The organism is Pseudomonas sp. MYb541, assembly GCF_037479595.1.
Classification (GTDB): Bacteria; Pseudomonadota; Gammaproteobacteria; order Pseudomonadales; family Pseudomonadaceae; genus Aquipseudomonas; species Aquipseudomonas canadensis.
This window is the reverse complement of the sequence record NZ_JBBGYS010000006.1, coordinates 1-23677: the sequence shown is the minus strand read 5'-3', so window position 1 is coordinate 23677 and position 23677 is coordinate 1. Positions and strand designations below refer to the sequence as shown.

Annotated in this window: 19 protein-coding genes and 1 pseudogene; 11 read left to right on the top strand and 9 right to left on the bottom strand. The window is 61.7% G+C overall.

What is annotated here, in order from left to right; translation table 11 throughout:
- The first annotated feature begins 22 nt into the window (after positions 1-22).
- From WH299_RS05265 to WH299_RS05255, 3 genes and pseudogenes are all read left to right on the top strand, one after another.
- On the top strand, positions 23-1129 hold the full coding sequence (locus WH299_RS05265; protein ID WP_028619100.1) for an NADH:flavin oxidoreductase/NADH oxidase: 1107 nt from the start codon (positions 23-25) through the stop codon (positions 1127-1129).
- A gap of 125 nt (positions 1130-1254) precedes the next feature.
- Positions 1255-1551 (top strand): annotated as a pseudogene (locus tag WH299_RS05260) (GNAT family N-acetyltransferase); the annotation flags it as partial.
- A gap of 194 nt (positions 1552-1745) precedes the next feature.
- Entirely contained in the window at positions 1746-1931 is a 186-nt protein-coding gene (locus tag WH299_RS05255; RefSeq protein ID WP_028619101.1) for a hypothetical protein, read from the top strand.
- Between the two features lie 83 nt (positions 1932-2014).
- On the opposite strand, the gene WH299_RS05250 is transcribed toward WH299_RS05255, so the two are convergent.
- The 9 genes from WH299_RS05250 to WH299_RS05210 form a co-directional block, all read right to left on the bottom strand.
- A complete protein-coding gene (locus tag WH299_RS05250; RefSeq protein WP_339549761.1) occupies positions 2015-3640 on the bottom strand; it encodes a glucan biosynthesis protein D in 1626 nt (541 codons plus the stop codon).
- Between the two features lie 348 nt (positions 3641-3988).
- Positions 3989-5851 (bottom strand): NAD(P)/FAD-dependent oxidoreductase, encoded by a 1863-nt coding sequence (locus WH299_RS05245; protein WP_339549760.1) that lies wholly within the window; start codon positions 5849-5851, stop codon positions 3989-3991.
- Between the two features lie 63 nt (positions 5852-5914).
- On the bottom strand, positions 5915-7339 hold the full coding sequence (locus WH299_RS05240; RefSeq protein ID WP_123474737.1) for a gamma-aminobutyraldehyde dehydrogenase: 1425 nt from the start codon (positions 7337-7339) through the stop codon (positions 5915-5917).
- Between the two features lie 21 nt (positions 7340-7360).
- Positions 7361-8185, bottom strand: a complete 825-nt coding sequence (locus WH299_RS05235) for an ABC transporter permease (protein WP_122724084.1) — start codon at positions 8183-8185, stop codon at positions 7361-7363.
- Entirely contained in the window at positions 8175-9104 is a 930-nt protein-coding gene (locus WH299_RS05230; RefSeq protein WP_028619105.1) for an ABC transporter permease, read from the bottom strand. Before WH299_RS05230 ends, WH299_RS05235 begins: the two co-directional genes overlap by 11 nt.
- A 1-nt stretch (position 9105) precedes the next feature.
- On the bottom strand, positions 9106-10140 hold the full coding sequence (locus WH299_RS05225) for an ABC transporter ATP-binding protein (RefSeq protein WP_126569929.1): 1035 nt from the start codon (positions 10138-10140) through the stop codon (positions 9106-9108).
- Positions 10141-10315: 175 nt separating this feature from the next.
- Positions 10316-11467: a putative ABC transporter substrate-binding protein YdcS gene (gene ydcS / locus WH299_RS05220; RefSeq protein ID WP_339549759.1), complete on the bottom strand. Its 1152-nt coding sequence runs from the start codon at positions 11465-11467 to the stop codon at positions 10316-10318.
- Between the two features lie 72 nt (positions 11468-11539).
- A complete protein-coding gene (locus tag WH299_RS05215) occupies positions 11540-12997 on the bottom strand; it encodes a gamma-aminobutyraldehyde dehydrogenase (RefSeq protein WP_028619108.1) in 1458 nt (485 codons plus the stop codon).
- A gap of 133 nt (positions 12998-13130) precedes the next feature.
- Positions 13131-14042 (bottom strand): LysR family transcriptional regulator, encoded by a 912-nt coding sequence (locus tag WH299_RS05210; RefSeq protein ID WP_003209548.1) that lies wholly within the window; start codon positions 14040-14042, stop codon positions 13131-13133.
- Positions 14043-14210: 168 nt separating this feature from the next.
- Here WH299_RS05210 and WH299_RS05205 point away from each other — a divergent pair, with 168 nt between their 5' ends.
- The 8 genes from WH299_RS05205 to WH299_RS05170 all read left to right on the top strand — a co-directional run bounded on the left by WH299_RS05205 (position 14211) and on the right by WH299_RS05170 (position 23486).
- Positions 14211-14921 (top strand): tellurite resistance TerB family protein, encoded by a 711-nt coding sequence (locus WH299_RS05205; RefSeq protein ID WP_028619109.1) that lies wholly within the window; start codon positions 14211-14213, stop codon positions 14919-14921.
- Positions 14922-15070: 149 nt separating this feature from the next.
- On the top strand, positions 15071-16693 hold the full coding sequence (locus tag WH299_RS05200; protein ID WP_028619110.1) for a methyl-accepting chemotaxis protein: 1623 nt from the start codon (positions 15071-15073) through the stop codon (positions 16691-16693).
- A complete protein-coding gene (locus WH299_RS05195) occupies positions 16693-17205 on the top strand; it encodes a chemotaxis protein CheW (RefSeq protein WP_122724088.1) in 513 nt (170 codons plus the stop codon). The genes WH299_RS05200 and WH299_RS05195 overlap by 1 nt, the downstream gene beginning before the upstream one ends.
- Entirely contained in the window at positions 17202-18461 is a 1260-nt protein-coding gene (locus WH299_RS05190) for a CheR family methyltransferase (RefSeq protein WP_339549758.1), read from the top strand. The genes WH299_RS05195 and WH299_RS05190 overlap by 4 nt, the downstream gene beginning before the upstream one ends.
- Complete coding sequence (locus WH299_RS05185) at positions 18458-19159, top strand: chemotaxis protein CheW (RefSeq protein ID WP_339549757.1); 702 nt, start codon at positions 18458-18460, stop codon at positions 19157-19159. Before WH299_RS05190 ends, WH299_RS05185 begins: the two co-directional genes overlap by 4 nt.
- Positions 19156-21426, top strand: a complete 2271-nt coding sequence (locus WH299_RS05180) for a hybrid sensor histidine kinase/response regulator (protein ID WP_339499138.1) — start codon at positions 19156-19158, stop codon at positions 21424-21426. The genes WH299_RS05185 and WH299_RS05180 overlap by 4 nt, the downstream gene beginning before the upstream one ends.
- On the top strand, positions 21423-22433 hold the full coding sequence (locus tag WH299_RS05175; RefSeq protein WP_028619115.1) for a chemotaxis response regulator protein-glutamate methylesterase: 1011 nt from the start codon (positions 21423-21425) through the stop codon (positions 22431-22433). Before WH299_RS05180 ends, WH299_RS05175 begins: the two co-directional genes overlap by 4 nt.
- Positions 22434-22484: 51 nt before the next feature.
- Positions 22485-23486, top strand: a complete 1002-nt coding sequence (locus WH299_RS05170; RefSeq protein WP_122724098.1) for a response regulator — start codon at positions 22485-22487, stop codon at positions 23484-23486.
- Positions 23487-23677 lie beyond the last annotated feature (191 nt).

The following is a 23677-nucleotide window of genomic DNA, read 5'->3' as shown; positions in this document are numbered from 1 at the left end:
ACAGAACCAGAAGAGGTGCGCCATGAGTCAACTGCTCGAACCCTATACCCTCCGTCAATTGACCCTGCTCAACCGCATCGCCGTGTCGCCCATGTGCCAATACTCAAGCGACGACGGCTTGGCCAATGACTGGCACCTGGTGCACCTTGGCAGCCGCGCCGTCGGTGGCGCCGGGCTGATTTTCACCGAAGCCACCGCCGTGACTGCCGATGGCCGCATCACCGCCCAGGACCTGGGCCTGTGGAACGACGCACAAATCGAACCGCTGCAACGTATTACTCGTTTTATCGCGGCCCAAGGCGCGGTGGCCGGCATTCAACTGGCCCACGCCGGGCGCAAGGCCAGCACTCACCGGCCTTGGATCGGCAAGCACGGCAGCGTCAAACCGGAGGATGGCGGCTGGACGCCGGTAGGGCCATCGCCGATTGCCTTCGACCCTCAGCACACCCAGCCCAAGCCGCTGGACGAAGGGCAGATCCAGCAAGTGATTGCCGATTTTGTTGCCGCCGCAAAGCGCGCGTTGACCGCAGGCTTCGAAGTGGTGGAAATCCACGCGGCCCATGGTTACCTGTTGCATCAATTTCTCTCACCGATCAGCAATCAGCGTCAGGATCAGTACGGCGGCTCGTTCGAAAACCGCATCCGTCTGGTGCTGCAAGTGACCCAGGCCGTGCGTGATGTCTGGCCCCAGGAATTACCGCTGTTTGTGCGGGTGTCGGCCACCGATTGGGTGGAAGACGGCTGGAACCCCGATGAAACCGTGGAGCTGGCGCGTCGCCTGAAGGACCTGGGGGTGGACCTGATCGACGTCTCCTCCGGTGGCACCGCCGCCAACGCCGAGATCCCCACCGGCCCCGGTTACCAGACGCGCTTCGCCGAGCGCGTGCGCAAAGAGTCGGGCATGGCCACCGGCACCGTTGGCATGATCACCGAGCCGGCCCAGGCTGAGCACATCTTGCGCACCTGCCAGGCCGATATCATCTTCCTGGCCCGTGAGCTGTTGCGTGATCCGTACTGGCCGTTGCATGCCGACGATGACCTGGGCGGACGCAAGGCCATCTGGCCAGCTCAGTATCAGCGCGCCACGCACCGGGACCAGCCGATTCATGAGTCGGACCTGCGTGACTAAGCCTGGCTGAGCGGCCGACGAAACCCACCCTGACCCGGTGGGTTTTTTCTTGCTCGCGTTTGACGCAAGCCTGATCCTGGGTCGCCTAAAAGCAGGAGGCCATCATGCTGGTGGAACGTGCGTTAACTGACAATCGCACCCTCCATAACCAAACGCTGCGGATGCGCCAACTGACGTTCCTGCACGTCAGCCATGCGGCGCGCGGCTTAGGGCTGGGAGGGCGCTTGTTCGCGCTGGCCTGTGAACACGGCCGCCAAACCGGAGCGGATGCGTTGTACATCTCGGCCACGGAGTCGCGCAATACCGTGGACTTTTACCTACGCCAAGGCTGCCGGTTGCTGCAGCAACCTGATCCAGAACTGTTTGCACAAGAGCCCCATGACATTCATCTCTACCGACCGTTAGGTGAGAAAGGACTGTAGGTCTTTGTTACCGGAGCAAATATTTAAGTGATTACTCTAAAAAAGTCCCACGCTGAGCAATAAGGTTTCTACGCTTAGGGTAAGCCTGATTTCTGGCCCAGGAAGTCAGTTGGTTTGCCCACTGAGGCATTGCGCTTCGTGGTAGGCGGTTCGGGGCAACGGGAGTATTTGATGGATATCAGGAGAAGCAGTCCATGGCCAAGTCCTATGGTGTAGCGGGGGTGGTGGTGTCGTTTCTGGCCCGCAGGGTGTTTTTGCGTGGCCGAAGGCTGAGTTCGGATGAACTGGAATTACTGGCGCAGTACCGCGCCCTGACCGAGAACGATCAGGTGGCGATGCGCTATTTGATTGGGGCGATGAAGAGTGTGTCGCGGTTCTGAGCACCTGTAGGCGCTGGCTTGCCAGCGATGCAGGCACTGCGGTGTGCCTGCATCGCTGGTAATCCAGCTCCTACAGGGGGCGATCAGGTGTACTTACGCTGGTCCGGAGCCGGCGGGAAGTACTGGTACAACCAGGTTTCACTCAAGGTGCGGTCCTGGGTGCGGATGAACAGGCGCAGCTCCACCGGCTCCACGCTGTCGCTGGTCGGGTACCAGTCAAACAGGATGCGGTAGCCCTTGATGTTATCCAGTACCAGCACGCTGAAATCCTTGACCTGGCCGTGGGAGCAAGTCACCACTGGCTCGATCCCGGTGCCCTGTGGAAGGCGATCCAGGCCGCCGCCCTTGAAGTCCACGGCAAAACGGCGCGCCCACACGGGTGGGTAGTGCTCGCCCGGTGCCCAGCCCTCGGTAAAGCCACCCATGCCTGAACGGGTCGCGTCCACTTGGGCTAGCGGTGTGCTCACCGGTGGCAGGGCGCTCCAGTACAGCTTGTAGCCGTAGTTGAGCGAGTCGCCGGCCGCCACGGGTTTTTTCGGGGTCCAGAAGGCCACGATGTTATCCAGGGTCTCACCGGTTGTAGGAATTTCCAGCAAGTCGATAGAGCCCTCGCCCCACGCAGTGGTTGGTTCCACCCACAGGCTCGGGCGCTTGCTGTACCAGTCCACGGTGTCCTGATAGCTGGCGAACTCATGGTCGGTCTGCACCAAGCCGAAGCCTTTCGGGTCTTTATCGGCGAACGCGTTGAATTGCAGCTTGGCCGGGTTGTTCAGCGGGCGGCAGATCCACTCGCCGTTGCCGCGCCACATGGCCAGGCGGTCCGAATCATGGATCTGCGGGTGGATGGTGTCGCACATACGGCGTTCGTGGGTGCCGCAGCTGAACATGCTGGTCATCGGTGCGATGCCCAGTTGTTCGATAGTGGTACGCGCGTTGATGTGTGCGTCGATCGCCATCACCACCTGGTTGGCCTGGCAGTCGATATCGAAGCGGTAGGCACCGGTGGCGCTCGGGGAGTCGAGCAGGGCGTAGACCACGAAGCGGGTGGCGTTCTTGTCCGGGGTTTCAAACCAGAACTGCGTGAAGTCGGGGAACTCCTCGCGCTTTTTCGCGTAGGTGTCGATGGCCAGGCCACGGGCCGAGAGGCCGTACTGCCCGGTGCTGTCCACTGCGCGGAAGTAGCTGGCGCCGAGGAATGACAGTACGTCATGGCGGTCCAGCTCCGGCGCCTTGAACAGCTTGAAGCCGGAAAAACCCAGGTCACCGGTCAATTGCTTGGTGTCGACCGTGGTTTTTTCGTAATTGAACAGCGAAGGGCGAAAATGCACTTCGCGCGCTTCGCGGGTCTTGGGGTCGACACTGTGCATGCGCACCGGCGTCTTGAAGCCCATGCCGACGTGGAAGAACTGCACGTCCAATTGACCATTCAATTCCTTCCACAGCGAATGGTTACCGTCGTAGCCGATGGCGTTGAAATTCTGCGGGGTCATGGTCGCCAGTGTCGGCGGCAGCACCTGTTTGGTGTCCTTGTAAGCGGTCCCGGCGAGTTGTTTGGCCTGGGCCTTGAGCGATTCGAAATCGAACGCCATGGCCTTGCCATCAGCGGCACGGTTCCCGGCCCAGGCCTGGGCGGCGAGCAGGCCGCTGGCCGACAAACCGGTGTAAGCCGCAATGGCCATGGACGCTTTGAGCAAATTCCTGCGGTGCATAGAGACAACCTGTCGTGAGCAAATCCCGCGCCGTTCCTGGCACGTAGCGGATCAGAAATTACGGTTCGGACATGCCTTCGGCCAAACGCAACGGACATTAAACAGACGCCGGATAGCTTAAGCGGTTCGATGACGTAGGAAAATTGATTGATAGCGGGATGATGGCGTTGCAAATGCGACAAGACATTTCAAGGTCCGCCAGCCTGTAGTGAGCGGGCTTGCCCCGCGCTGGGCTGCGAAGCAGCCCTAACCGGACCGCCGCATGCCTTCAGGTATTTCGCGGCGCCGGGTTTTGGGGCCGCTTTGCAGCCCAGCGCGGGGCAAGCCCGCTCACTACAAGTCCTCAGTTCAGCTCACTTCAGCGACTGCGCGATACGCCTCATCAATCGCCGCATGCGCATACGCACTCCACGCCGCGTCCGAGTTGGCGATGCTCACATGCCCCACCGGCTTTTTCGCCAGGTTCATCCACGCCTCGCTCTGGTCCGCATCGTCGAACAAGCTGTTGGAGAAGCTCGCATAACCGTGTGACCAGCGGTTGACAGTGATCGCCAGAATGTCGGTCTCATGGTTAAAACCGCCCGGCCCGAGCATGCGTTGCAACTGGTCACGCAACTGCGCTTCCAGTTGCTCGAACGTCTGCCCATAGAGCTTGCCCCGCCCGGCGCGGGCCTGGTCGCGGGCGTTCATGCCGCTGTTGGGGCTGGTGGGTACATAGACCATGTGCAAGCCGATTGGCTGCGCCGGGTCGCGCGGGTGGTCGTAGACGCCCATGCTTACCGGATAGTCCAGTTTGATGCGGCTGTAAGGTTGGGTCGCCGCGTAGATCTCATGCACGCCCAACTTCTGGAACGACTGCCAATTGCGGATCACCACCTTGGTGTACACCAGCGGGTACTTCACGTTCTGGCTGAGCGCTTGGGCCTGGGGCGCCGGCAAATCCTTCAACAGGTACGGGATCATCATGTTGTAGCAGGCCAGGATGCAGCGTTTGCCGCGCACCTGTGCGAGTTGTCCGCCACGGCTATAGCCGATATGCACGCTGTTGCCAACGTTACGCACGCTGACCGCCGTGCTGTTCAAGCGCAGCCGTACGGCTTCCTTGGGCTGGTCGAGCTTGGCGTAGTCGAACGCCGCCAGCACGATATCGTCCATGGTGTGCCCTGGTGCCACGCCCGGGATCAGGCTGCGCACCAGCAACCGCGCGACCGAGGCATTGCCATCCGGGAAGTGGTAGATGTAGGGCTCTTCCATTTCGGCTGCCGCTTCTTCGCTGATCGGCGCCAGGTTCATCCCGGCAAAGCCTGGGAAACCCACGCTATAAGCGTCAGCAGCAGCTACGGCATCAATGCTCAACGCCATGAAGTCATTGGTGCGGCTCTGGAAGTACTTCACCGCGCCTTCCGATAATCCTACGTTCTTGAGCAGGAAATCGCGGTAGCTGGTAGCCGCCAGGTAGTCGGCCTTTTCTTCGGCCGTCTTGCCCGGCAGGTAATCCTTGGGCGCGGTGTGCAGTTCGATCAGGGCCAGGCGGTCTGTCGCTGGCAAGGGGAAGTCATTGATGAAGTCGTTGATGACGCGGGCATTCAACTGGTCCGGTGCAATATCGTCGGCCACCATCGGCGTCGGGTCACCGGTCACCAGTTTGTCTTCACCGAAGTTTTCCTTGTCGAAAAACACCCCACGCGACAGCCCAAGACCTGGGTAGAACTGTCGGTCGAAGGCGGTTTCGAAGCGCTTGATGTTCACCCCGAGCTTTTTCAACAGCCCGTTCACTTCCTTGCTGTACAGGTGATTGGGCGACTGGAATGCTTCGCTACCGCCGTAGCCGATGATCATGCGGCCACCGGCCTGGAATTCATTGCGCTTGGCGTGGCCGCCGAAGTCGTCGTGGTTTTCCAGGATCAGGATCTTCGCCTTGGGGTGCTTCTCGCGGTAGAACCACGCCGCCGACAAACCACTCAAGCCGCCGCCCACGACCACCAAGTCGTAGTCCTCAGTGATTGGCAGTGTGTCGGTGTCGAACACCTTCTTTTCCCAGCCCATCTGGTGCGCCACTTCGAACGAGCCGGCATGGCTGCCGCGCAGGCCGGTGAGGGCGGGTGGGTAGTAACGGCCATCGGGGGCGGCTTGCAGGATTTGCAGTGGGGTCATGCCGGCGGCGATGGTGACAGCGACGCCGTTGAGGAAGTCGCGGCGGGTGATATCCATGGGGGATCCTGAAAATTATTGTTATAGGTTCCCGGCATCCAGTGAGGATGCCGGGTTAAATCGTCAGTGCTTGAACATCACATGGCGCACGGTGGTGTAGTCCTCCAGCCCGTACATGGACATATCCTTGCCATAGCCGGACAATTTCTGACCGCCGTGGGGCATTTCGCTGACGAGCATGAAGTGGGTGTTCACCCAGGTGCAGCCGTATTGCAAGCGTGCGGCCAAGCGGTGGGCGCGTCCTACATCGGCGGTCCACACGGATGACGCCAAGCCGTAGTCCGAATCATTGGCCCAGCCCAGCACCTGCGCTTCATCGGTGAATTGGGTCACTGATACCACCGGCCCGAACACTTCGCGGCGCACGATCTCATCGTCCTGCTGCGCGTCAGCCAGCACGGTCGGTTCAAAGAAGAAGCCATTGCCTTCCACTGCCTTGCCGCCGGTGACCAGGCGAATGTGCGGCTGCGCCACGGCGCGCTCGACGAAGCCCGCGACACGGTCGCGATGCTGCGCGGTAATCAATGGGCCCAGCTCGGTGGCCGGGTCATCCTGCAAGCCGTACTTGATACTGGCGACCGCCGCGCCGAGCTTCTCGACAAACTTGTCGTAGATCTGCGCTTGCGCATAAATCCGGCAGGCCGCCGTGCAATCCTGACCGGCGTTGTAGAAACCAAAGGTACGAATGCCTTCCACGGCGGCGTCGATGTCTGCATCGTTGAAGATGATCACCGGCGCCTTGCCACCCAACTCCATGTGCATGCGCTTCACGCTGTCGGCGGTGCTGGAGATGATGTTTGCGCCCGTGGCGATGGAACCGGTCAACGACACCATGCGCACTTTCGGGTGGTTCACCAGCGGGCTGCCGACGGTTGGCCCACGGCCGAACACCAGGTTGAGCACACCGGCCGGGAAGATTTCAGCGGCCAGTTCGACCATGCGTAGCGCGGTCAACGGGGTTTGCTCCGACGGCTTGAGCACCACGGTATTACCGGCGGCGAGGGCCGGGGCGATTTTCCAGGCGACCATCATCAGCGGATAGTTCCACGGTGCGATGGAAGCAATCACACCCACCGGATCGCGGCGGATCATCGAGGTATGGCCGGGCAGGTATTCGCCGCCGGCCGAGCCGCTCATGCAACGGCTGGCGCCGGCAAAGAAGCGGAATACGTCGGCAATCGCCGGAATTTCATCGTTCAGGGCGGCGCTGTAGGGCTTGCCGCAATTGTCCGATTCCAGCTTGGCCAGCTCTTCGCCGTGGGCTTCGATCACGTCCGCCAGTTTCAACAGCAGCAGCGAGCGGTCCTTGGGCGCGGTTTGCGACCAGCTTTCGAAGGCCGCATCGGCTGCGCGCACGGCGGCGTCGACCTGGGCTTCGCTGGCTTCGTTGATTTCCACCAACACGCGCCCGAGCGCCGGGTTGAATACCGCCTGGGCCGGGCCTTCGCCCTCGACCAGTTGGCCATTGATCAGCAGTTTGGTTTGCATCGCCATGTCCTCTTCAAACAATTATTTACCGCCACTCCCGGCCACGCTTTCACCGCCGCGCGTCAGGTAATAGGCACCGAGAATCGGGAACATCGTTACCAGCATCACCAGCATCGCGACCACGTTGGTCACCGGCACATCCCGTGGGCGGCTCAGTTGGTTGAGCAGCCACAACGGCAAGGTGCGTTCGTGGCCGGCGGTGAAGGTGGTGACGATGATTTCGTCGAACGACAGCGCAAAGGCGAGCATGCCGCCGGCCAGCAGCGCCGAGCCCAGGTTGGGCATGATGATGTAGCGGAAGGTCTGCCAGCCGTCGGCGCCCAGGTCCATCGAGGCTTCGATCAAACTGTGGGAGGTACGGCGCAGGCGGGCGATGACGTTGTTGTAGACGATCACCACGCAGAAGGTCGCGTGGCCGACGATGATGGTGAACATCCCCGGCTCGATCCCGAGCGTCTTGAAAGTCGCCAGCAACGCGATACCGGTGATGATCCCCGGCAGCGCAATCGGCAGGATCAACATCAACGACACGCCTTGCTTGCCAAAGAACTCACGGCGATACAGCGCCGCCGAGGCCAGCGTGCCGAGCACCATGGCGATCAGCGTGGCGATGGCCGCGATCTGCAATGACAGCTTGATCGCTTCCAACACATCCGGCCGGGCGAAGGCCACGCTGAACCACTTCAACGTGAAGCCCTGGGGCGGAAAGCTGAACGCGGCTTCTTCGGTGTTGAAGGCGTAGAGGAAGATGATCAGGATCGGGAAGTGCAAAAACACCAGCCCACCCCAGGCGGCGATCTTCAAGCCTATTGATGACTGCATTTGAGGTGAAGAGTCAGAGTGCATCGAAGGCCCCCAGGCGTTTGACGATGGACAGGTAAACCGCGATCAGCACGATCGGCACCAAGGTGAACGCCGCCGCCATGGGCATGTTGCCGATGGCGCCTTGCTGGGCGTAGACCATGCCGCCGACGAAGTAACCCGGTGGCCCTACAAGCTGCGGCACGATGAAGTCGCCCAGCGTCAGCGAGAAGGTGAAGATGGAGCCGGCGGCAATCCCCGGAATCGACAGTGGCAATATCACCTGCATGAACGTCTGGCGCGGCTTGGCGCCAAGATCCGCCGAGGCTTGCAGCAACGACGGCGGCAAACGCTCCAGGGACGCCTGGATCGGCAGGATCATGAACGGCAGCCAGATGTAGACGAACACCATGAAGCGCCCCAGGTGCGAGGTGCTCAAGGTGCTGCCGCCCACGCCGGGAATGCCCAACACGAACTGCAACACCGGCTCCAAACCCAGGTGCTGCACGAACCACTGCGCCACGCCGCCTTTGGCCAGCAGCAAGGTCCAGGCGTAGGCCTTGACGATGTAGCTGGCCCACATCGGCATCATCACCGCGATGTAGAAGAACGCCTTGGTCTTGCCCGTGGTGTAGCGCGCCATGTAGTAGGCAATCGGGAAGGCCACGACGGCGCTGGCGATCGACACCACAATCGCCATGCTCAGGGTGCGCACAATGATGTCGAAGTTCGACGGCTGGAACAGCGCGGCGAAGTTGGCCAGGGTCAGGTCCGGCGTGACCGCCATGGTGAAGTCGTCGAAGGTATAGAACCCTTGCCACAGCAGGGTCAGCAACGAACCGAGGTAGATCGCGCCGAACCAGATCAGCGGCGGCACCAGCAGCATCGCCAGGTAGAGGTTGGGCTTGCGGTACAGCAGGTTGGAAAACCTGCGCATCGGCGGATGGGAAAGGGCCAGGCTCATGTCACACCTCGCCTGCGCTGTCGGTCAGCGGGGTCATGGCTTCCCGTGCCCAGCGAGCGGTGATGGACTGGCCGACCTGATGGCCGCTGCTGATGTCCAGCCATTGGTTGTTGGCCTGGCTGATGTTCAGCGCCTGGCCGTTTTCCAGTTTCAGTTCATAGCGGGTGGCGCTGCCCTGGTATTGGATATCGTGGAGCAGACCGCTGATTTCCACTTCGCCAGCGCCCAACGGGCCCTCGGCAAAGCGCACGTGTTCCGGGCGGATCGAGAACGGCTGCGCGTTGCCGCTGAGGCGCTGGGCCAGCTCGCCGCGAATCACGTTGGAAGTGCCGACGAACTCGGCGACGAACGACGTGGCGGGTTTCATATAGAGGTTGCGCGGGGTGTCGACCTGCTCGATGCGGCCTTTGTTGAACACGGCTACGCGGTCGGACATCGACAGCGCTTCGGTCTGGTCGTGGGTCACGAAGATAAAGGTGATACCCAGCTGGCGTTGCAGCTTTTTCAGCTCGCTTTGCATCTGCTCGCGCAGCTTGAGGTCGAGGGCGCCCAGGGGTTCATCCAGCAGCAATACCCGTGGACGATTGACCAAGGCGCGGGCCAGGGCGACCCGTTGACGTTGGCCGCCGGACAGTTGCACCGGTTTGCGGTCGCCGTAGCCGCCGAGGGCGACCATCGCCAGGGCTTCTTCGGCACGGTTCAGGCGTTCGGCCTTGCCCACGCCCTTGACCTTGAGGCCGTAGGCCACGTTGTCGCGCACATTCATATGGGGGAACAGCGCGTAATCCTGGAACACAGTGTTCACATCACGCTGATACGGCGGCAAGCCGGCGGCTTCCTCGCCATGGATGCGGATCGAGCCTGCGCTCGGCTGCTCGAACCCGGCGATCAGGCGCAGGCAGGTGGTCTTGCCCGAGCCGGAAGGGCCGAGCATGGAAAAGAACTCGCCGTCCTGGATATCGATGGAAACCCGGTCAACGGCTTTCACTTCGCCGAACTGACGGGAAACGTGGGTGAATTGGACTGCAAGCGTCATGGTGCGGTGCTCCAAAAAGGCGCGAGTCGTCGCAGCGGCCCGGCCTGGACTTCTGAAAAAACGAGGATGCATGTGTGCTGCGCTGAAACGGTGAAAATCGGGCTTTTGTGGTGAGCGGGCTTGCCCCGCGCAGGGCAAGCCTGCTCACCACAAGAAGCAGTCTCTGCAGGGACCCTTAGCGGCCGCCCATGATCGCAATGTAATCCTGGGTCCAGCGGCTGTACGGCACGAACTTACCGCCTTCAGCCTGCGGGGTTTTCCAGAAGGCGATCTTTTCGAACTGGTCGAAACCATTAGTCTTGCAACCCTCGGCGCCGAGCAGTTCACTCTCCATGCAGGCCGCAGGCACGGCCGGCAGCGAGCCGAACCAGGCGGCAACGTCGCCCTGGACCTTCGGCTGCAGCGACCAGTCCATCCACTTGTAGGCGCAGTTCGGGTGCTTGGCCTCGGTGTGCAACATGGTGGTGTCGGCCCAGCCGGTGGCGCCTTCCTTCGGAATGGTCGAAGCAATCGGCTGCTTCTCGTTCTGCAGGCCGTTGACCTGATACGGCCAGGCGCTGGAGGCCACCACGCCTTCGTTCTTGAAGTCACTCATTTGCACGGTGGTGTCGTGCCAGTAACGGTGGATCAGCGGCTGTTGCGCACGCAGCAGTTCGAGCACGGCCTTGTACTGGATTTCGGTCAGTTCATAGGGGTTCTGGATGCCCAGTTCCGGTTTGGTCGACTTGAGGTACAGCGCCGCATCGGCAATGTAGATCGGGCCGTCATACGCCTGCACACGGCCTTTGTTCGGCTTGCCGTCCGGCAGGTTCTGCGCGTCGAACAGCACGTTCCAGCTGGTGGGCGCGGTCTTGAACACGTTGGTGTTGTACATCAACACGTTCGGGCCCCACTGGTACGGGGTGCCGTAGGTTTGCTGGCCGACCACATACCATGGCGCATCTTTCAGGCGCGGGTCGATGTTCTTCCAATTGGGGATCAGTGAGGTGTTGATCGGCTGCACCCGCTTGCCCACGATCAACCGCAGCGACGCATCGCCCGATGCGGTGACCAGGTCATACCCGCCCTTGGCCATCAGGCTGACCATTTCGTCAGAGGTGGCGGCGGTTTTCACGTTGACCTTGCAGCCGGTTTCCTTCTCGAAACCGGTGACCCAGTCGTAGGCCTTGTCGCTTTCGCCACGTTCGATATAACCAGGCCAGGCGACGATATCCAACTGGCCTTCACCGGCACCCACCGCCTTGAGCGGTTCGGCGGCCTGGAGGCTGGCGCTGGCCAGCAGCGCGGTGGTCAGGGCACTGAGCAGTGCGGTCTTGTGCGCAGACATGGGGGTTCCCTCTTCTTTAATTATGGTCGGGGCAGTTGTTCAAACCGGTGACGCATGAGCTTAGTTGTTGTTTTAAAGATGCTGGCCGTGTCGCGCCATGATGTGGCGCACCACGCTGTAGTCCTGCAGCGAATCGCTGGACAGATCCTTCCCATACCCCGAACGCTTCAAGCCGCCATGGGGCATTTCGCTGACCAGCATGAAATGACTGTTGATCCAGGTGCAGCCGTATTGCAGGCGCGCCGCGACCTGCATGGCCTTGTCCAGGTTCTGGGTCCACACCGAGGAGGCCAGGCCGTATTCGGAGTCGTTGGCCCAGTCCACTGCCTGTTCCAGCTCGTCGAAGCGGGTCACGGTGACCACCGGGCCGAATACTTCGCGCTGCACGATTTCGTCGTTTTGTTTACAGCCGGCGAGCAAGGTGGGTTGGTAATAGAAGCCCGCGCCGGAATGCACGGCGGCGCCGGTGATGCGTTCGATATGCGGCTGGCCGAGGGCGCGCTCTACAAAACTGGCGACGCGGTCGCGCTGGCGCGTGCTGATCAGCGGGCCGAGTTCATTGTCGGCATCGCGTTTACCGGCAAAACGCAGGCTGCTGACCGCCGCGCCCAGTTCGGCGACGAGTTTGTCGTGGATACCGGCCTGGGCATAGATGCGGCACGCGGCGGTGCAATCCTGGCCAGCGTTGTAATAGCCGTAGGCGCGCACGCCTTCGACCACAGCTTGCAGGTCGGCGTCGTTGCACACGATCACCGGGGCCTTGCCGCCCAGTTCCAGGTGCGTGCGTTTTAGGGTTTTGGAGGCGGCTTGTAGAATCTTCTGCCCGGTGACGATATCGCCGGTCAACGAGACCATGCGCACCTTGGGATGGCTGACCAAGTGACTGCCGACGCCTTCGCCGCCGCCACACAGAATGTTGATCACGCCACGTGGCAGCAGCTCTTTAAGCACGGGGGCCAGGGCCAGGATCGACAGCGGCGTATGTTCCGACGGCTTGAACACCAAGGTATTACCGGCAGCCAGGGCGGGGGCGATCTTCCACGCGGCCATCATCAGCGGGTAGTTCCACGGCGCAATCGACGCGACTACGCCGATCGGATCGCGACGCACCATGCTGGTGTAGCCCGGCAGGTATTCACCGCTCAACTGTCCGGTCTGGCAACGCACAGCCCCGGCGAAGAAGCGGAACACATCCACGGTGGCACTCAAATCATCCTGACGCGCCAGATGCAAGGGCTTACCGCAGTTCAGGGATTCCAGGCGGGCCAGGTAGTCGGCTTGTTTTTCGATGGCGTCGGCAATGCCCAATAGGATGTTCGAGCGCTGCTGCGGCGTGGTGCGTGACCAGCCGGCAAAGGCGCGGTGGGCGGCGAGGATCGCGGTTTCGACCTGCTCGGTGCTGGCTTCGGCGATTTGGGTGAGCACTTCACCGGTGGCCGGGTTGAGGATCGGCTCGGCAAAACCCTGGCCCTGGACCAGTTCGCCGTCGATCAGCAACGCAGTGAGCAGCGGGGTGGGCGCGCCGGACATTTTTCGCGATCTCTTTTCTTGTGTGGCCATGGGCGTTCTCTTACAAGGCGCCTGACCTTCTCTTAGGGGATGAACAGAGACTAGAGGTCAGGCGCGAGGTCAACAAATACTAAATACTGAATGCAGCATTCGATTAAATAGATGGCTTGCGCGGGTGGGGCTGTTCACGGGCGACGGTGAGGAACGGGTCGACCAGCGCAGGCCGTGCGGTGCCACGGCGCCAGGCCAGGCCCACGTCGAGGGTCTGGCTGAGGTCGGCAATCGGGCGCGCTTCAATGATGTCGCCTTCAAGTGACCAGGGCCGGTAGGTCATGTCCGGCTGGATAGACACGCCGAGGCCCGCCGCCACCAGGCTTCGCACGGCTTCGGTGGACGCGGTGCGCAAGGTCACACGGGGTTGCAGGCCTGCGCCGGTCCACATGCGCTGGGCGTTGTGGCCCATTTCGTCGACGTTCAGCTGGATCAGCGGCTCACGTGCCACATCGGCCAAGTTAATGCTGTCGTGTTCCAGCAGTGGATGTTGTGCCGGTAGCCACAAGCGGTGCGGGGAGTGGGTGAGGACTTCGGTCTGCAAGGCGTGGCGGTCTTCGAGGTTGGAGAGGATCAGCACGCCCACATCGATTTCACCGCTGACCAGCAAATGTTCGATATACGGGCGTTCATCCTCCATCACGCGGATTTCCACATTGGGGTAGGCGCGCTGGAATCGCGTCAATAAATCCGCGAGGTAGTAGCCAGCCACCAGGCTGGTCACGCCGATGATCAACTGGCCGGCGACTTGGTCGGTGCTCTGTTGCAGGCTGCGCTTGGCGTTGTCGACGGTGGCCAGGATCAGATGCGCCTGGCGCAGAAATTGATGGCCCTGATGGGTCAGGGTCATGCCCTTGGCGTGACGGTTGAACAGGTTGACGCCGATTTCCTGCTCCAGTTGCTGGATCGCCAGGGTCAGGGTGGACTGGGAAATGAACGCTGTCTGCGCGGCAGCGGAGATCGAACCGGTTTCGGCCACGGCGATAAAATGCCGGATTTGACGCAAGGTCATCATGCTGGAATTACCAGTGGGGTGTTTTTATAGATTTGTTCGAGTGTATATCGATTTAAGTGAAGGGCGACCGCGTTACATCTGGAAGCACTCTAGATCGAGGCTTTTTGGCACTTAGTTTTACGCTGGGAGCCTATTGGTCCTATGAACCCTAGTGTCTGGAGGCTACGAATGAATACCCGTGGATTGCTCGATCAGTTGCTCAAGTCTGGCCAGGACATGTTGCAAAACAAGGCTGGCGGCCAGCGTAAACAGGACGACAAGGGCGCATTGGGCGGTTTGCTCGGCGGTGGTGGCCTTGGCAGCCTGCTCGGTGGCGCAGGCGGCGGCGCCCTGGCGGCCGGCGCCATGGGGCTGCTGCTGGGCAACAAAAAAGCCCGCAAGTTCGGCGGCAAGGCCCTGACCTATGGCGGTTTGGCGGCGTTGGGCGTCATTGCCTACAAAGCCTATGGCAACTGGCAGGCGCAACAGGCCAATGCCCCGAAAGGAGAGCCGCAGACCATTGACCGCCTGCCACCGGCCCAGGTTGAGCTACACAGCCAAGGCATCCTCAAGGCGCTGGTCGCTGCCGCCAAGGCCGACGGCCATGTGGATGAGCGCGAGCGCGAATTGATCGAAGGCGAATTCACCAAGCTGGACAACGACCGCGAACTGCAAAGCTGGCTGCACGCTGAGCTCAACAAACCCCTCGATCCAGCCGACGTGGCGCGAGCTGCCGGCACGCCGGAAATGGCCGCCGAGATGTACATCGCCAGCGTGATGCTGGTGGACGAGGAAAACTTCATGGAGAAGGCTTACCTCGACGAACTGGCGCGGCAACTGAAACTGGAGCCGGGGTTGAAGCTGGAACTGGAAAAACAGGTACGCCAAGCCTCGCTCTGACCCCATGGCTTTATTGAGAGCACCCCGGATGCCGTAAAGGCCCGGGGTGTTTTTGCATTCTGTGAGTGCTACATCAAAACCCGTTGATAAATGAGGGCTTCTGCTCAGCTATACTCCCTCGCATTTGATCGGCCCTTCGAGGAATTACTGTGAAGAACTGGACCTTGCGCCAACGGATCTTGGCAAGCTTTGCGGTCATTATCGCCATCATGCTGTTAATGGTTGTGGTCTCCTATTCACGGTTGCTGAAGATCGAAACCAGCGAAGTTGCGGTGCGCGATGATGCGGTGCCGGGTGTCTACCTCAGCTCCATGATCCGTAGCGCGTGGGTCGACAGCTACCTGCAGACCCTCGAATTGCTGGGCCTGCGTGAAAACAAGCAGTTGAGCGACGCCGACCGTGCGGAGTTCAAGTCCTTTGAAGCACGCATCTTGCAGCAGATGGATAACTACGAAAAAACCATCGCCGGCGGTGACGATCGGTCCGAGTTCGACAAGTTCGAAACCCTGCACCAGGCCTACAACAAGAGCCTGTCCACGGTGCTCGACAGCCTGCAACGCGGTGACCTGGCTGCCGCACGCAAAGAGTTCGACACCCAGTTGACGCCGACCTGGACCGCAGGCCGCATGAAGCTCAACGACATCATCACCGAGAACAAAAACGTCGCCGACCGTGCGACCAACGCGATCGATGATGCGGTATCCGCAGCGAAAATCAGCATGTTTGTGTCGTTGGTCGTCGCCATCCTCGCCGCCGGCCTGTGTGGCCTGCTGCTGATGCGCGCGATCATGGCGCCGATGCAGCGCATCGTCGACATCCTCGAAACCATGCGCGACGGCGACCTGAGCAAACGCTTGAACCTGGAGCGCAAGGACGAGTTCGGCGCTGTCGAAACCGGCTTCAACGACATGATGACCGAGCTGACCGCCCTGGTGTCCCAGGCCCAGCGTTCGTCGGTGCAGGTCACTACATCGGTGACTGAGATTGCCGCCACGTCCAAGCAGCAGCAAGCCACCGCCACTGAAACGGCTGCGACTACCACCGAAATCGGTGCCACCTCCCGCGAAATCGCGGCCACGTCCAAGGATCTGGTGCGCACCATGACCGAAGTGTCCACCGCCGCCGACCAGGCTTCGGTTGCCGCTGGTTCCGGCCAGCAAGGCCTGGCGCGCATGGAAGAAACGATGCACTCGGTGATGGGCGCGGCCGATCTGGTCAACGCCAAGCTGGCGATCCTCAATGAGAAGGCCGGCAACATCAACCAAGTGGTGGTGACCATCGTCAAGGTCGCTGACCAGACCAACCTGTTGTCGCTTAACGCGGCGATCGAGGCCGAGAAAGCCGGGGAGTACGGTCGCGGTTTTGCTGTTGTTGCCACCGAAGTGCGTCGCTTGGCCGACCAGACTGCCGTGGCCACCTACGACATCGAGCAGATGGTGCGCGAGATCCAGTCGGCGGTGTCGGCGGGCGTGATGGGCATGGACAAGTTCTCCGAAGAAGTGCGTCGCGGCATGTTTGAAGTGCAGCAAGTGGGCGAGCAGTTGTCGCAGATCATCCATCAGGTACAGGCCCTGGCGCCGCGGGTGTTGATGGTCAACGAAGGCATGCAGGCCCAGGCCACCGGTGCCGAGCAGATCAACCACGCCTTGGTGCAACTGGGCGATGCCAGCAGCCAGACCGTCGAGTCCCTGCGCCAGGCCAGCTTTGCCATTGATGAGCTGAGCCAGGTGGCGGTCGGTCTGCGCAGCGGCGTGTCGCGTTTCAAAGTCTGATGAGCGACCTCGCGGCTAAACGCGGTGCCGTCCCGGCAGCGAAAAAGGCGTTGTTCCTGGTGTTCCACATCGGCAACGAACGTTACGCCCTCAAGGCCACGGAAGTGGCCGAGGTGCTGCCGCGCCTGCCTTTGAAACCCATCGCCCATGCACCGCTGTGGGTGGCGGGCATCTTTGCCCACCGTGGCACGCTGGTGCCGGTGATCGACCTTAGCGCCTTGACCTTTGGCACCGCCGCCCAGGCGCGCACCAGCACGCGGCTGGTACTGGTCAATTACCAGCCCGAGCCCTGGACCGAGGCACGCTGGCTCGGACTGATCCTGGAGCAGGCCACCGACACATTGCGTTGCGATCCGGCGGAGTTTCAGCCCTACGGCCTCGACAACCGCCAGGCGCCGTACCTGGGGCCGGTGCGCGAAGACGCGTTGGGCTTGATGCAATGGATCGGCGTGAATGACCTGCTCACCGATGAGGTACGCACCGTACTGTTTTCTGCCGAGCTGAGCCTATGAGCAGCGATCCGCGTTTCTTTGCCTTCCTTAAAGAGCGCATCGGCCTGGATGTCGCCTCGGTGGGTGAAGCCATCATCGAACGCGCGGTGCGCCAGCGCAGCCAGGCCGTCAATGCGCAAACGGCCGGCGAGTACTGGCAGCACCTGCAAAGTTCCGAGGATGAGCAGCAGGCGCTGATCGAAGCGGTGATCGTCCCGGAAACCTGGTTCTTCCGTTACCCCGAATCGTTCGCGACCCTGGCCCGCTTGGCCAAGGCGCGGCTGATCGAAATCAAGCAGATGCGCGCACTGCGCATCCTCAGCCTGCCGTGCTCCACCGGTGAAGAACCTTATTCGATTGCCATGGCCTTACTGGATGCCGGCTTGGCGCCGCATCAGTTCAAGGTGCTGGGCCTGGATGTCAGCCCGCTGTCGGTGGAGCGTGCGCGGCGCGGGGTGTATGGCAAGAACTCGTTTCGCGGTGGCGATATCGCCTTTCGCGATCGCCATTTCACCGAATACGGCGATGGTTACCACATTGCCGACCGTGTGCGCGAACAGGTGCGCCTGCAAGTGGGCAACCTGCTCGATCCGGGCTTGCTGGCCAATGAAGCGAGCTACGACTTTGTGTTCTGCCGCAACCTGCTGATCTACTTCGACCAGCCTACGCAGAAGCAAGTGTTCGACGTGCTCAAGGACCTGACCCACGTGGACGGCGTGCTGTTTATCGGCCCGGCCGAGGGCAGCCTGTTGGGGCGCCATGGCATGCGTTCAATTGGGGTGCCGCAGTCGTTTGCGTACAGTCGGCATGCCGAGCCGGTCAAGCCTGAGCCCGTGTTTGTGCCGATCGCCGCGCCGATCCCGCAACGCAGTGCGGCGCCGATTCCGAGTAAGCCACGGCCGTTCAGCACGGCCAGCGCCCAGGTGGTGCCGATCAAGGCGCCGCACACCGATGCGGGCGACTTGCTCAGTCGCATCGCCACCCTGGCCAATGAAGGCAAGAGTGCCGAAGCCCGCGCCGCGTGCGAACAGTATTTGAGCAACCACCCGCCGGCCGCCCAGGTGTTCTACTGGCTCGGGCTGCTCAGCGACGTGGCCGGCAGTGCCCTGGAAGCCCAGGGTTATTATCGAAAAGCCTTGTACCTGGAACCCCAGCACCCGCAGGCCTTGATGCACCTGGCCGCGTTGCTCGAATCCCAGGGCGACAGTGCGGGAGCGCGCCGCTTGCAGGCGCGGGCTGCCCGTAGCGAGCGAGCTGACAGTGAGTCCAAACGATGAGTAACACCGAGGCGCTCGACACCGCAGGCCTGGACTTGACCCTGGCCGACACCCAAGCCATCGACGACTGCTGGAACCGCATCGGCATTCATGGCGACAAATCCTGCCCGCTGCTGGCGGACCATATCCATTGCCGCAACTGCTCGGTGTACTCGGCAGCGGCCACGCGGTTGCTGGACCGCTACGCCTTGCAGCAGGATGCGCATCGCCCGCATGCCACTGTCGAGCTGGGCGAAGATGTGGTCACCCGTTCTTTGCTGATGTTCCGTCTCGGTGAAGAATGGTTGGGCATTGCCACCCGTTGCCTGGTGGAAGTCGCGCCGTTGCAACCGATCCATTCCCTGCCGCACCAACGCTCGCGCGCCTTGCTCGGCGTGGCCAATGTGCGGGGTGCGCTAGTGGCGTGCCTTTCGCTGGTGGAACTGCTCGGCCTGGATGTCACCAGCACCGGCGCCAGCGGCGGCCGCATCATGCCGCGCATGTTGATCATCGCCGCACAGGATGGCCCGGTGGTGGTGCCGGTGGATGAAGTCGACGGGATCCACGCCATCGATGAGCGCACCTTGAAGGCGGCTTCGGCCCCCGGCACCCAGGCCAGCGCGCGCTACACCCAAGGCGTGTTGCAGTGGAAAGGCCGCAGCTTGCGGTGGCTGGACGAGACGCAATTGTTGTCCGCCGTGACCCGGAGCCTCACATGACCCCCGACCAGATGCGCGATGCCTCGCTGCTGGAACTGTTCAGCCTGGAAGCCGATGCGCAGACCCAGGTCCTCAGCGCGGGCCTGCTGGCCCTGGAACGCAACCCGACCCAGGCCGATCAGCTTGAAGCCTGTATGCGCGCCGCTCACTCGCTCAAGGGCGCGGCACGTATCGTCGGGGTAGACGCCGGGGTCAGCGTCTCCCATGTGATGGAAGATTGCCTGGTCAGCGCCCAGGAAAGCCGCCTGTACCTGCAACCCGAACATATTGATGCGTTGCTGCAAGGCACCGACCTGCTGATGCGCATCGCTACGCCCGGCAATAACGTGGGGCCGGCGGATATCGAAGCCTATGTGGCGTTGATGGAACGCCTGCTGGATCCGTCACAGGCGCCGGTCAAGCCTGCGCCGCCGCCGCCAGAACCGGCGGCTGTCGTTGAAGAGCTGCCGCCGGAGCCCGAGCCCGCGCCGCCAGTGGCTGCTGAGCCGCTGCGTCAGAACAAACGCATGACCGAAGGCGGCGAACGTGTGCTGCGGGTAACCGCGGAGCGTCTGAACAGCCTGCTCGACCTGTCGAGCAAATCCCTGGTGGAAACCCAGCGGCTCAAACCCTACCTGGCCAGCTTGCAGCGCCTCAAGCGCATTCAAAGCCAGAGCGTGCGTGCCCTGGATACGCTGGACGGGCAACTCAAGACCCAAAGTCTGAACCTGGAAGCCCAGGAAGCACTGGCTGACACCCGCCGCCTGCTCAGCGAAGCCCAGGCCCTGCTGGCGGAAAAAACCGCCGAGCTGGACGAGTTCGGCTGGCAGGCCGGGCAGCGCGCCCAGGTGCTGTATGACACGGCGCTGGCTTGTCGCATGCGCCCGTTTGCCGATGTCCTGGCCGGGCAGGTGCGCATGGTGCGCGACCTTGGCCGCAGCCTCGGCAAGCAGGTGCGCCTGGAGATTGAGGGCGAAAAGACCCAGGTCGACCGCGACGTGCTGGAAAAACTTGAAGCGCCGCTCACCCATTTGTTGCGCAATGCCGTCGACCACGGCATTGAAATGCCCGAGCAACGCCTGCTCGCCGGCAAGCCGGCTGAAGGCCTGATCCGCCTGCGCGCGTCCCACCAGGCCGGTTTGTTGGTGCTGGAATTGAGCGATGACGGTAATGGCGTCGACCTGGAACGCCTGCGCGGCACCATCGTCGACCGGCATCTGTCGCCGCTGGAAACCGCCCTGCGCCTGAGCGAAGAAGAGTTGCTGACGTTCCTGTTCCTGCCAGGGTTCAGCCTGCGCGACAAGGTCACCGAAGTGTCCGGGCGTGGTGTCGGCCTGGATGCGGTGCAGCATATGGTGCGCCAACTGCGCGGCGCGGTGGTGCTGGAGCAGGCGGCGGGGCAGGGCAGTCGTTTCCACCTGGAAGTGCCATTGACCTTGTCGGTGGTGCGCAGCCTGGTGGTGGAGGTTGGCGAGGAGGCCTATGCGTTCCCGCTGGCTCATATCGAACGCATGTGCGACCTGGCGCCGGATGACATTGTGCAGCTGGAAGGTCGCCAGCATTTCTGGCACGAGGGCCGGCATGTCGGCCTGGTCGCCGCCAGCCAGTTGTTGCAGCGCCCGGCGGGGCAGGCCCCGTCCGAAACCTTGAAAGTGGTGGTGATCCGCGAGCGCGATGCGGTGTACGGGATTGCCGTGGAGCGCTTTATCGGCGAGCGTACGCTGGTGGTGTTGCCGCTGGATGATCGCCTGGGCAAGGTCCAGGATATTTCCGCCGGTGCCTTGCTGGATGACGGCTCGGTGGTGTTGATCGTCGACGTGGAAGACATGCTGCGTTCGGTGGACAAACTGCTCAACACCGGTCGCCTGGAACGTATCGCGCGACGCAGCCAGCAGGCCACCGAAGCGCCGCGTAAACGGGTGCTGGTGGTGGATGACTCGCTGACCGTGCGGGAGCTGCAACGCAAATTGTTACTCAATCGTGGTTATGAAGTGGCGGTGGCGGTCGATGGCATGGACGGCTGGAACGCCTTGCGCTCCGAAGACTTTGACCTGTTGATCACTGATATTGATATGCCTCGTATGGACGGTATTGAATTGGTCACACTCTTGCGCCGTGACAGTCGCCTGCAATCGTTGCCGGTGATGGTGGTGTCCTACAAGGATCGCGAAGAAGACCGTCGTCGTGGACTGGACGCCGGCGCCGACTATTATTTAGCCAAAGCCAGTTTTCATGATGACGCCCTGCTGGACGCCGTGGTGGAACTGATCGGAGGCGCGCGGGCATGAGGATTGCGATCGTCAATGACATGCCCCTGGCGGTGGAGGCCTTGCGCCGCGCCTTGAGCTTCGAGCCCGCGCATCAAGTTGTCTGGGTGGCCGCCAATGGGCTGGAAGCGGTACAGCGCTGCGCTGAGCTAACGCCGGACCTGATCCTGATGGACCTGATCATGCCGGTGATGGACGGCGTGGAAGCCACCCGCCAGATCATGGCCGAGACCCCATGCGCCATCGTTATCGTCACGGTCGACCGCCAGGCCAACGTCAGTCGGGTATTTGAAGCCATGGGCCATGGCGCCCTGGACGTGGTGGACACGCCGACCCTGGGCGTGGGCAATCCCAAGGATGCGGCGGCGCCGCTGCTGCGCAAGATCCTCAATATCGGCTGGCTGATCGGCCAGCGCGGCAGCCGCGTACGCGCTGAAACCGTTGCGCCGCGAATTACCGGGAAGCGCCAGAGCCTGGTGGCAATCGGTTCATCGGCGGGTGGCCCGGCTGCCCTGGAAATCCTGCTCAAAGGCTTGCCCCGGGACTTTCCCGCCGCCATTGTGCTGGTGCAGCATGTGGACCAAGTGTTCGCTGCCGGCATGGCCGAATGGCTGAGCAGCGCCTCCGGCCTGCCGGTGCGCCTGGCCCGTGAAGGCGAACCCCCGCAAAGTGGCGTGGTGCTGCTGGCTGGCACCAACCACCACATTCGATTGCTGAAAAATGGCACGCTAGCCTATACCGCAGAACCGGTAAACGAGATCTACCGACCTTCGATCGACGTGTTTTTCGAAAGCGTGGCCAGCCACTGGAATGGCGATGCCGTCGGCGTACTGCTGACCGGCATGGGGCGCGATGGGGCCCAGGGCCTCAAGTTACTGCGTGAACAAGGTTATTTGACCATCGCCCAGGATCAGCAAAGCTCGGCGGTGTATGGCATGCCCAAAGCGGCGGCGGCGATTGATGCTGCTGTTGAAATTCGCCCACTGGATAGAATTGCGCCCCGATTGCTGGAGGTCTTTGCAAAATGAACAGGACTTCCCGCGGTGCTGGCTAGCAGGTAGTAATTCAGGTGACTGCACATGAATGATTTACAGATCGACGACATCAAGACTGACGAAAATGCTGCCATGGTGTTGCTGGTCGACGACCAGGCCATGATCGGTGAAGCCGTGCGGCGTGGCCTGGCTCATGAAGAAAACATCGATTTTCACTTCTGCGCCGATCCGCACCAGGCGATTGCCCAGGCGATCCGCATCAAGCCGACCGTGATCCTGCAGGATCTGGTGATGCCGGGCCTCGACGGCCTGACGCTGGTGCGCGAATACCGCAATCACCCGGCCACCGCGAATATCCCGATTATCGTGCTGTCCACCAAGGAAGATCCGCTGATCAAGAGCGCGGCTTTTTCTGCAGGGGCCAATGATTATCTGGTCAAGCTGCCGGACAACATCGAGTTGGTGGCGCGCATTCGCTATCACTCGCGGTCCTACATGACCCTGTTGCAGCGGGATGCGGCTTACCGTGCGTTGCGGGTCAGCCAGCAGCAGTTGCTGGACACCAATCTGGTATTGCAGCGGCTGATGAACTCCGATGGCCTGACCGGGCTGTCTAATCGTCGTCACTTTGATGAATACCTGGAGCTGGAGTGGCGTAGGGCCATGCGTGATCAGACTCAGTTGTCGTTGTTGATGATTGATGTGGATTTCTTCAAGACCTATAACGATAGTTTTGGGCACGTTGAAGGGGATGAGGCGTTGCGCAAGGTGGCGGCGACCATTCGTGAGGCGAGCAGTCGGCCTTCGGATTTGCCGGCGCGCTATGGGGGGGAGGAGTTTGCCCTGGTGCTGCCTAATACCTCGCCGGGCGGGGCGCGGTTGGTGGCCGAGAAGCTGCGCATGGCGGTGGCTGCTCTGAAGATTCCGCATAACGCGCCGACTGAGGGGGCGAGTCTGACTATCAGTATCGGGCTGTCGACCATGACGCCGCAGCAGGGGACGGATTGTCGTCAATTGATCATGGCGGCGGATAAGGGGTTGTATACGGCTAAGCATAATGGGCGGAATCAGGTGGGGATTGAGTAGGGATTAGCGCTGCTGAGTACATATCCATTATTTAGGTTATGGCGGCTTATGGTTCCGCCCTTACGGCGGCTCACTTTTGGAAGGACCCAAAAGTAAGCAAAAGGTCCTCGCCCCAACACTCGGTGCCTCGCCTAGGCTCGGCATGCCCTCACTCCGGCTTGAATCCGTGGGCCGCCGCGATGGGCCATCCT

Excerpts from the sequence above, each read along its gene's own strand:
- WH299_RS05265 (WP_028619100.1), top strand. The coding sequence starts at position 23 with ATGAGTCAACTGCTCGAACCCTATACCCTCCGTCAATTGACCCTGCTC.
- WH299_RS05255 (WP_028619101.1), top strand. The coding sequence starts at position 1,746 with ATGGCCAAGTCCTATGGTGTAGCGGGGGTGGTGGTGTCGTTTCTGGCC.
- WH299_RS05250 (WP_339549761.1), bottom strand. The coding sequence starts at position 3,640 with ATGCACCGCAGGAATTTGCTCAAAGCGTCCATGGCCATTGCGGCTTAC.
- WH299_RS05245 (WP_339549760.1), bottom strand. The coding sequence starts at position 5,851 with ATGGATATCACCCGCCGCGACTTCCTCAACGGCGTCGCTGTCACCATC.
- WH299_RS05240 (WP_123474737.1), bottom strand. The coding sequence starts at position 7,339 with ATGCAAACCAAACTGCTGATCAATGGCCAACTGGTCGAGGGCGAAGGC.
- WH299_RS05235 (WP_122724084.1), bottom strand. The coding sequence starts at position 8,185 with ATGCACTCTGACTCTTCACCTCAAATGCAGTCATCAATAGGCTTGAAG.
- WH299_RS05230 (WP_028619105.1), bottom strand. The coding sequence starts at position 9,104 with ATGAGCCTGGCCCTTTCCCATCCGCCGATGCGCAGGTTTTCCAACCTG.
- WH299_RS05225 (WP_126569929.1), bottom strand. The coding sequence starts at position 10,140 with ATGACGCTTGCAGTCCAATTCACCCACGTTTCCCGTCAGTTCGGCGAA.
- ydcS (WP_339549759.1), bottom strand. The coding sequence starts at position 11,467 with ATGTCTGCGCACAAGACCGCACTGCTCAGTGCCCTGACCACCGCGCTG.
- WH299_RS05215 (WP_028619108.1), bottom strand. The coding sequence starts at position 12,997 with ATGTCCGGCGCGCCCACCCCGCTGCTCACTGCGTTGCTGATCGACGGC.
- WH299_RS05210 (WP_003209548.1), bottom strand. The coding sequence starts at position 14,042 with ATGATGACCTTGCGTCAAATCCGGCATTTTATCGCCGTGGCCGAAACC.
- WH299_RS05205 (WP_028619109.1), top strand. The coding sequence starts at position 14,211 with ATGAATACCCGTGGATTGCTCGATCAGTTGCTCAAGTCTGGCCAGGAC.
- WH299_RS05195 (WP_122724088.1), top strand. The coding sequence starts at position 16,693 with ATGAGCGACCTCGCGGCTAAACGCGGTGCCGTCCCGGCAGCGAAAAAG.
- WH299_RS05190 (WP_339549758.1), top strand. The coding sequence starts at position 17,202 with ATGAGCAGCGATCCGCGTTTCTTTGCCTTCCTTAAAGAGCGCATCGGC.
- WH299_RS05185 (WP_339549757.1), top strand. The coding sequence starts at position 18,458 with ATGAGTAACACCGAGGCGCTCGACACCGCAGGCCTGGACTTGACCCTG.
- WH299_RS05180 (WP_339499138.1), top strand. The coding sequence starts at position 19,156 with ATGACCCCCGACCAGATGCGCGATGCCTCGCTGCTGGAACTGTTCAGC.
- WH299_RS05175 (WP_028619115.1), top strand. The coding sequence starts at position 21,423 with ATGAGGATTGCGATCGTCAATGACATGCCCCTGGCGGTGGAGGCCTTG.
- WH299_RS05170 (WP_122724098.1), top strand. The coding sequence starts at position 22,485 with ATGAATGATTTACAGATCGACGACATCAAGACTGACGAAAATGCTGCC.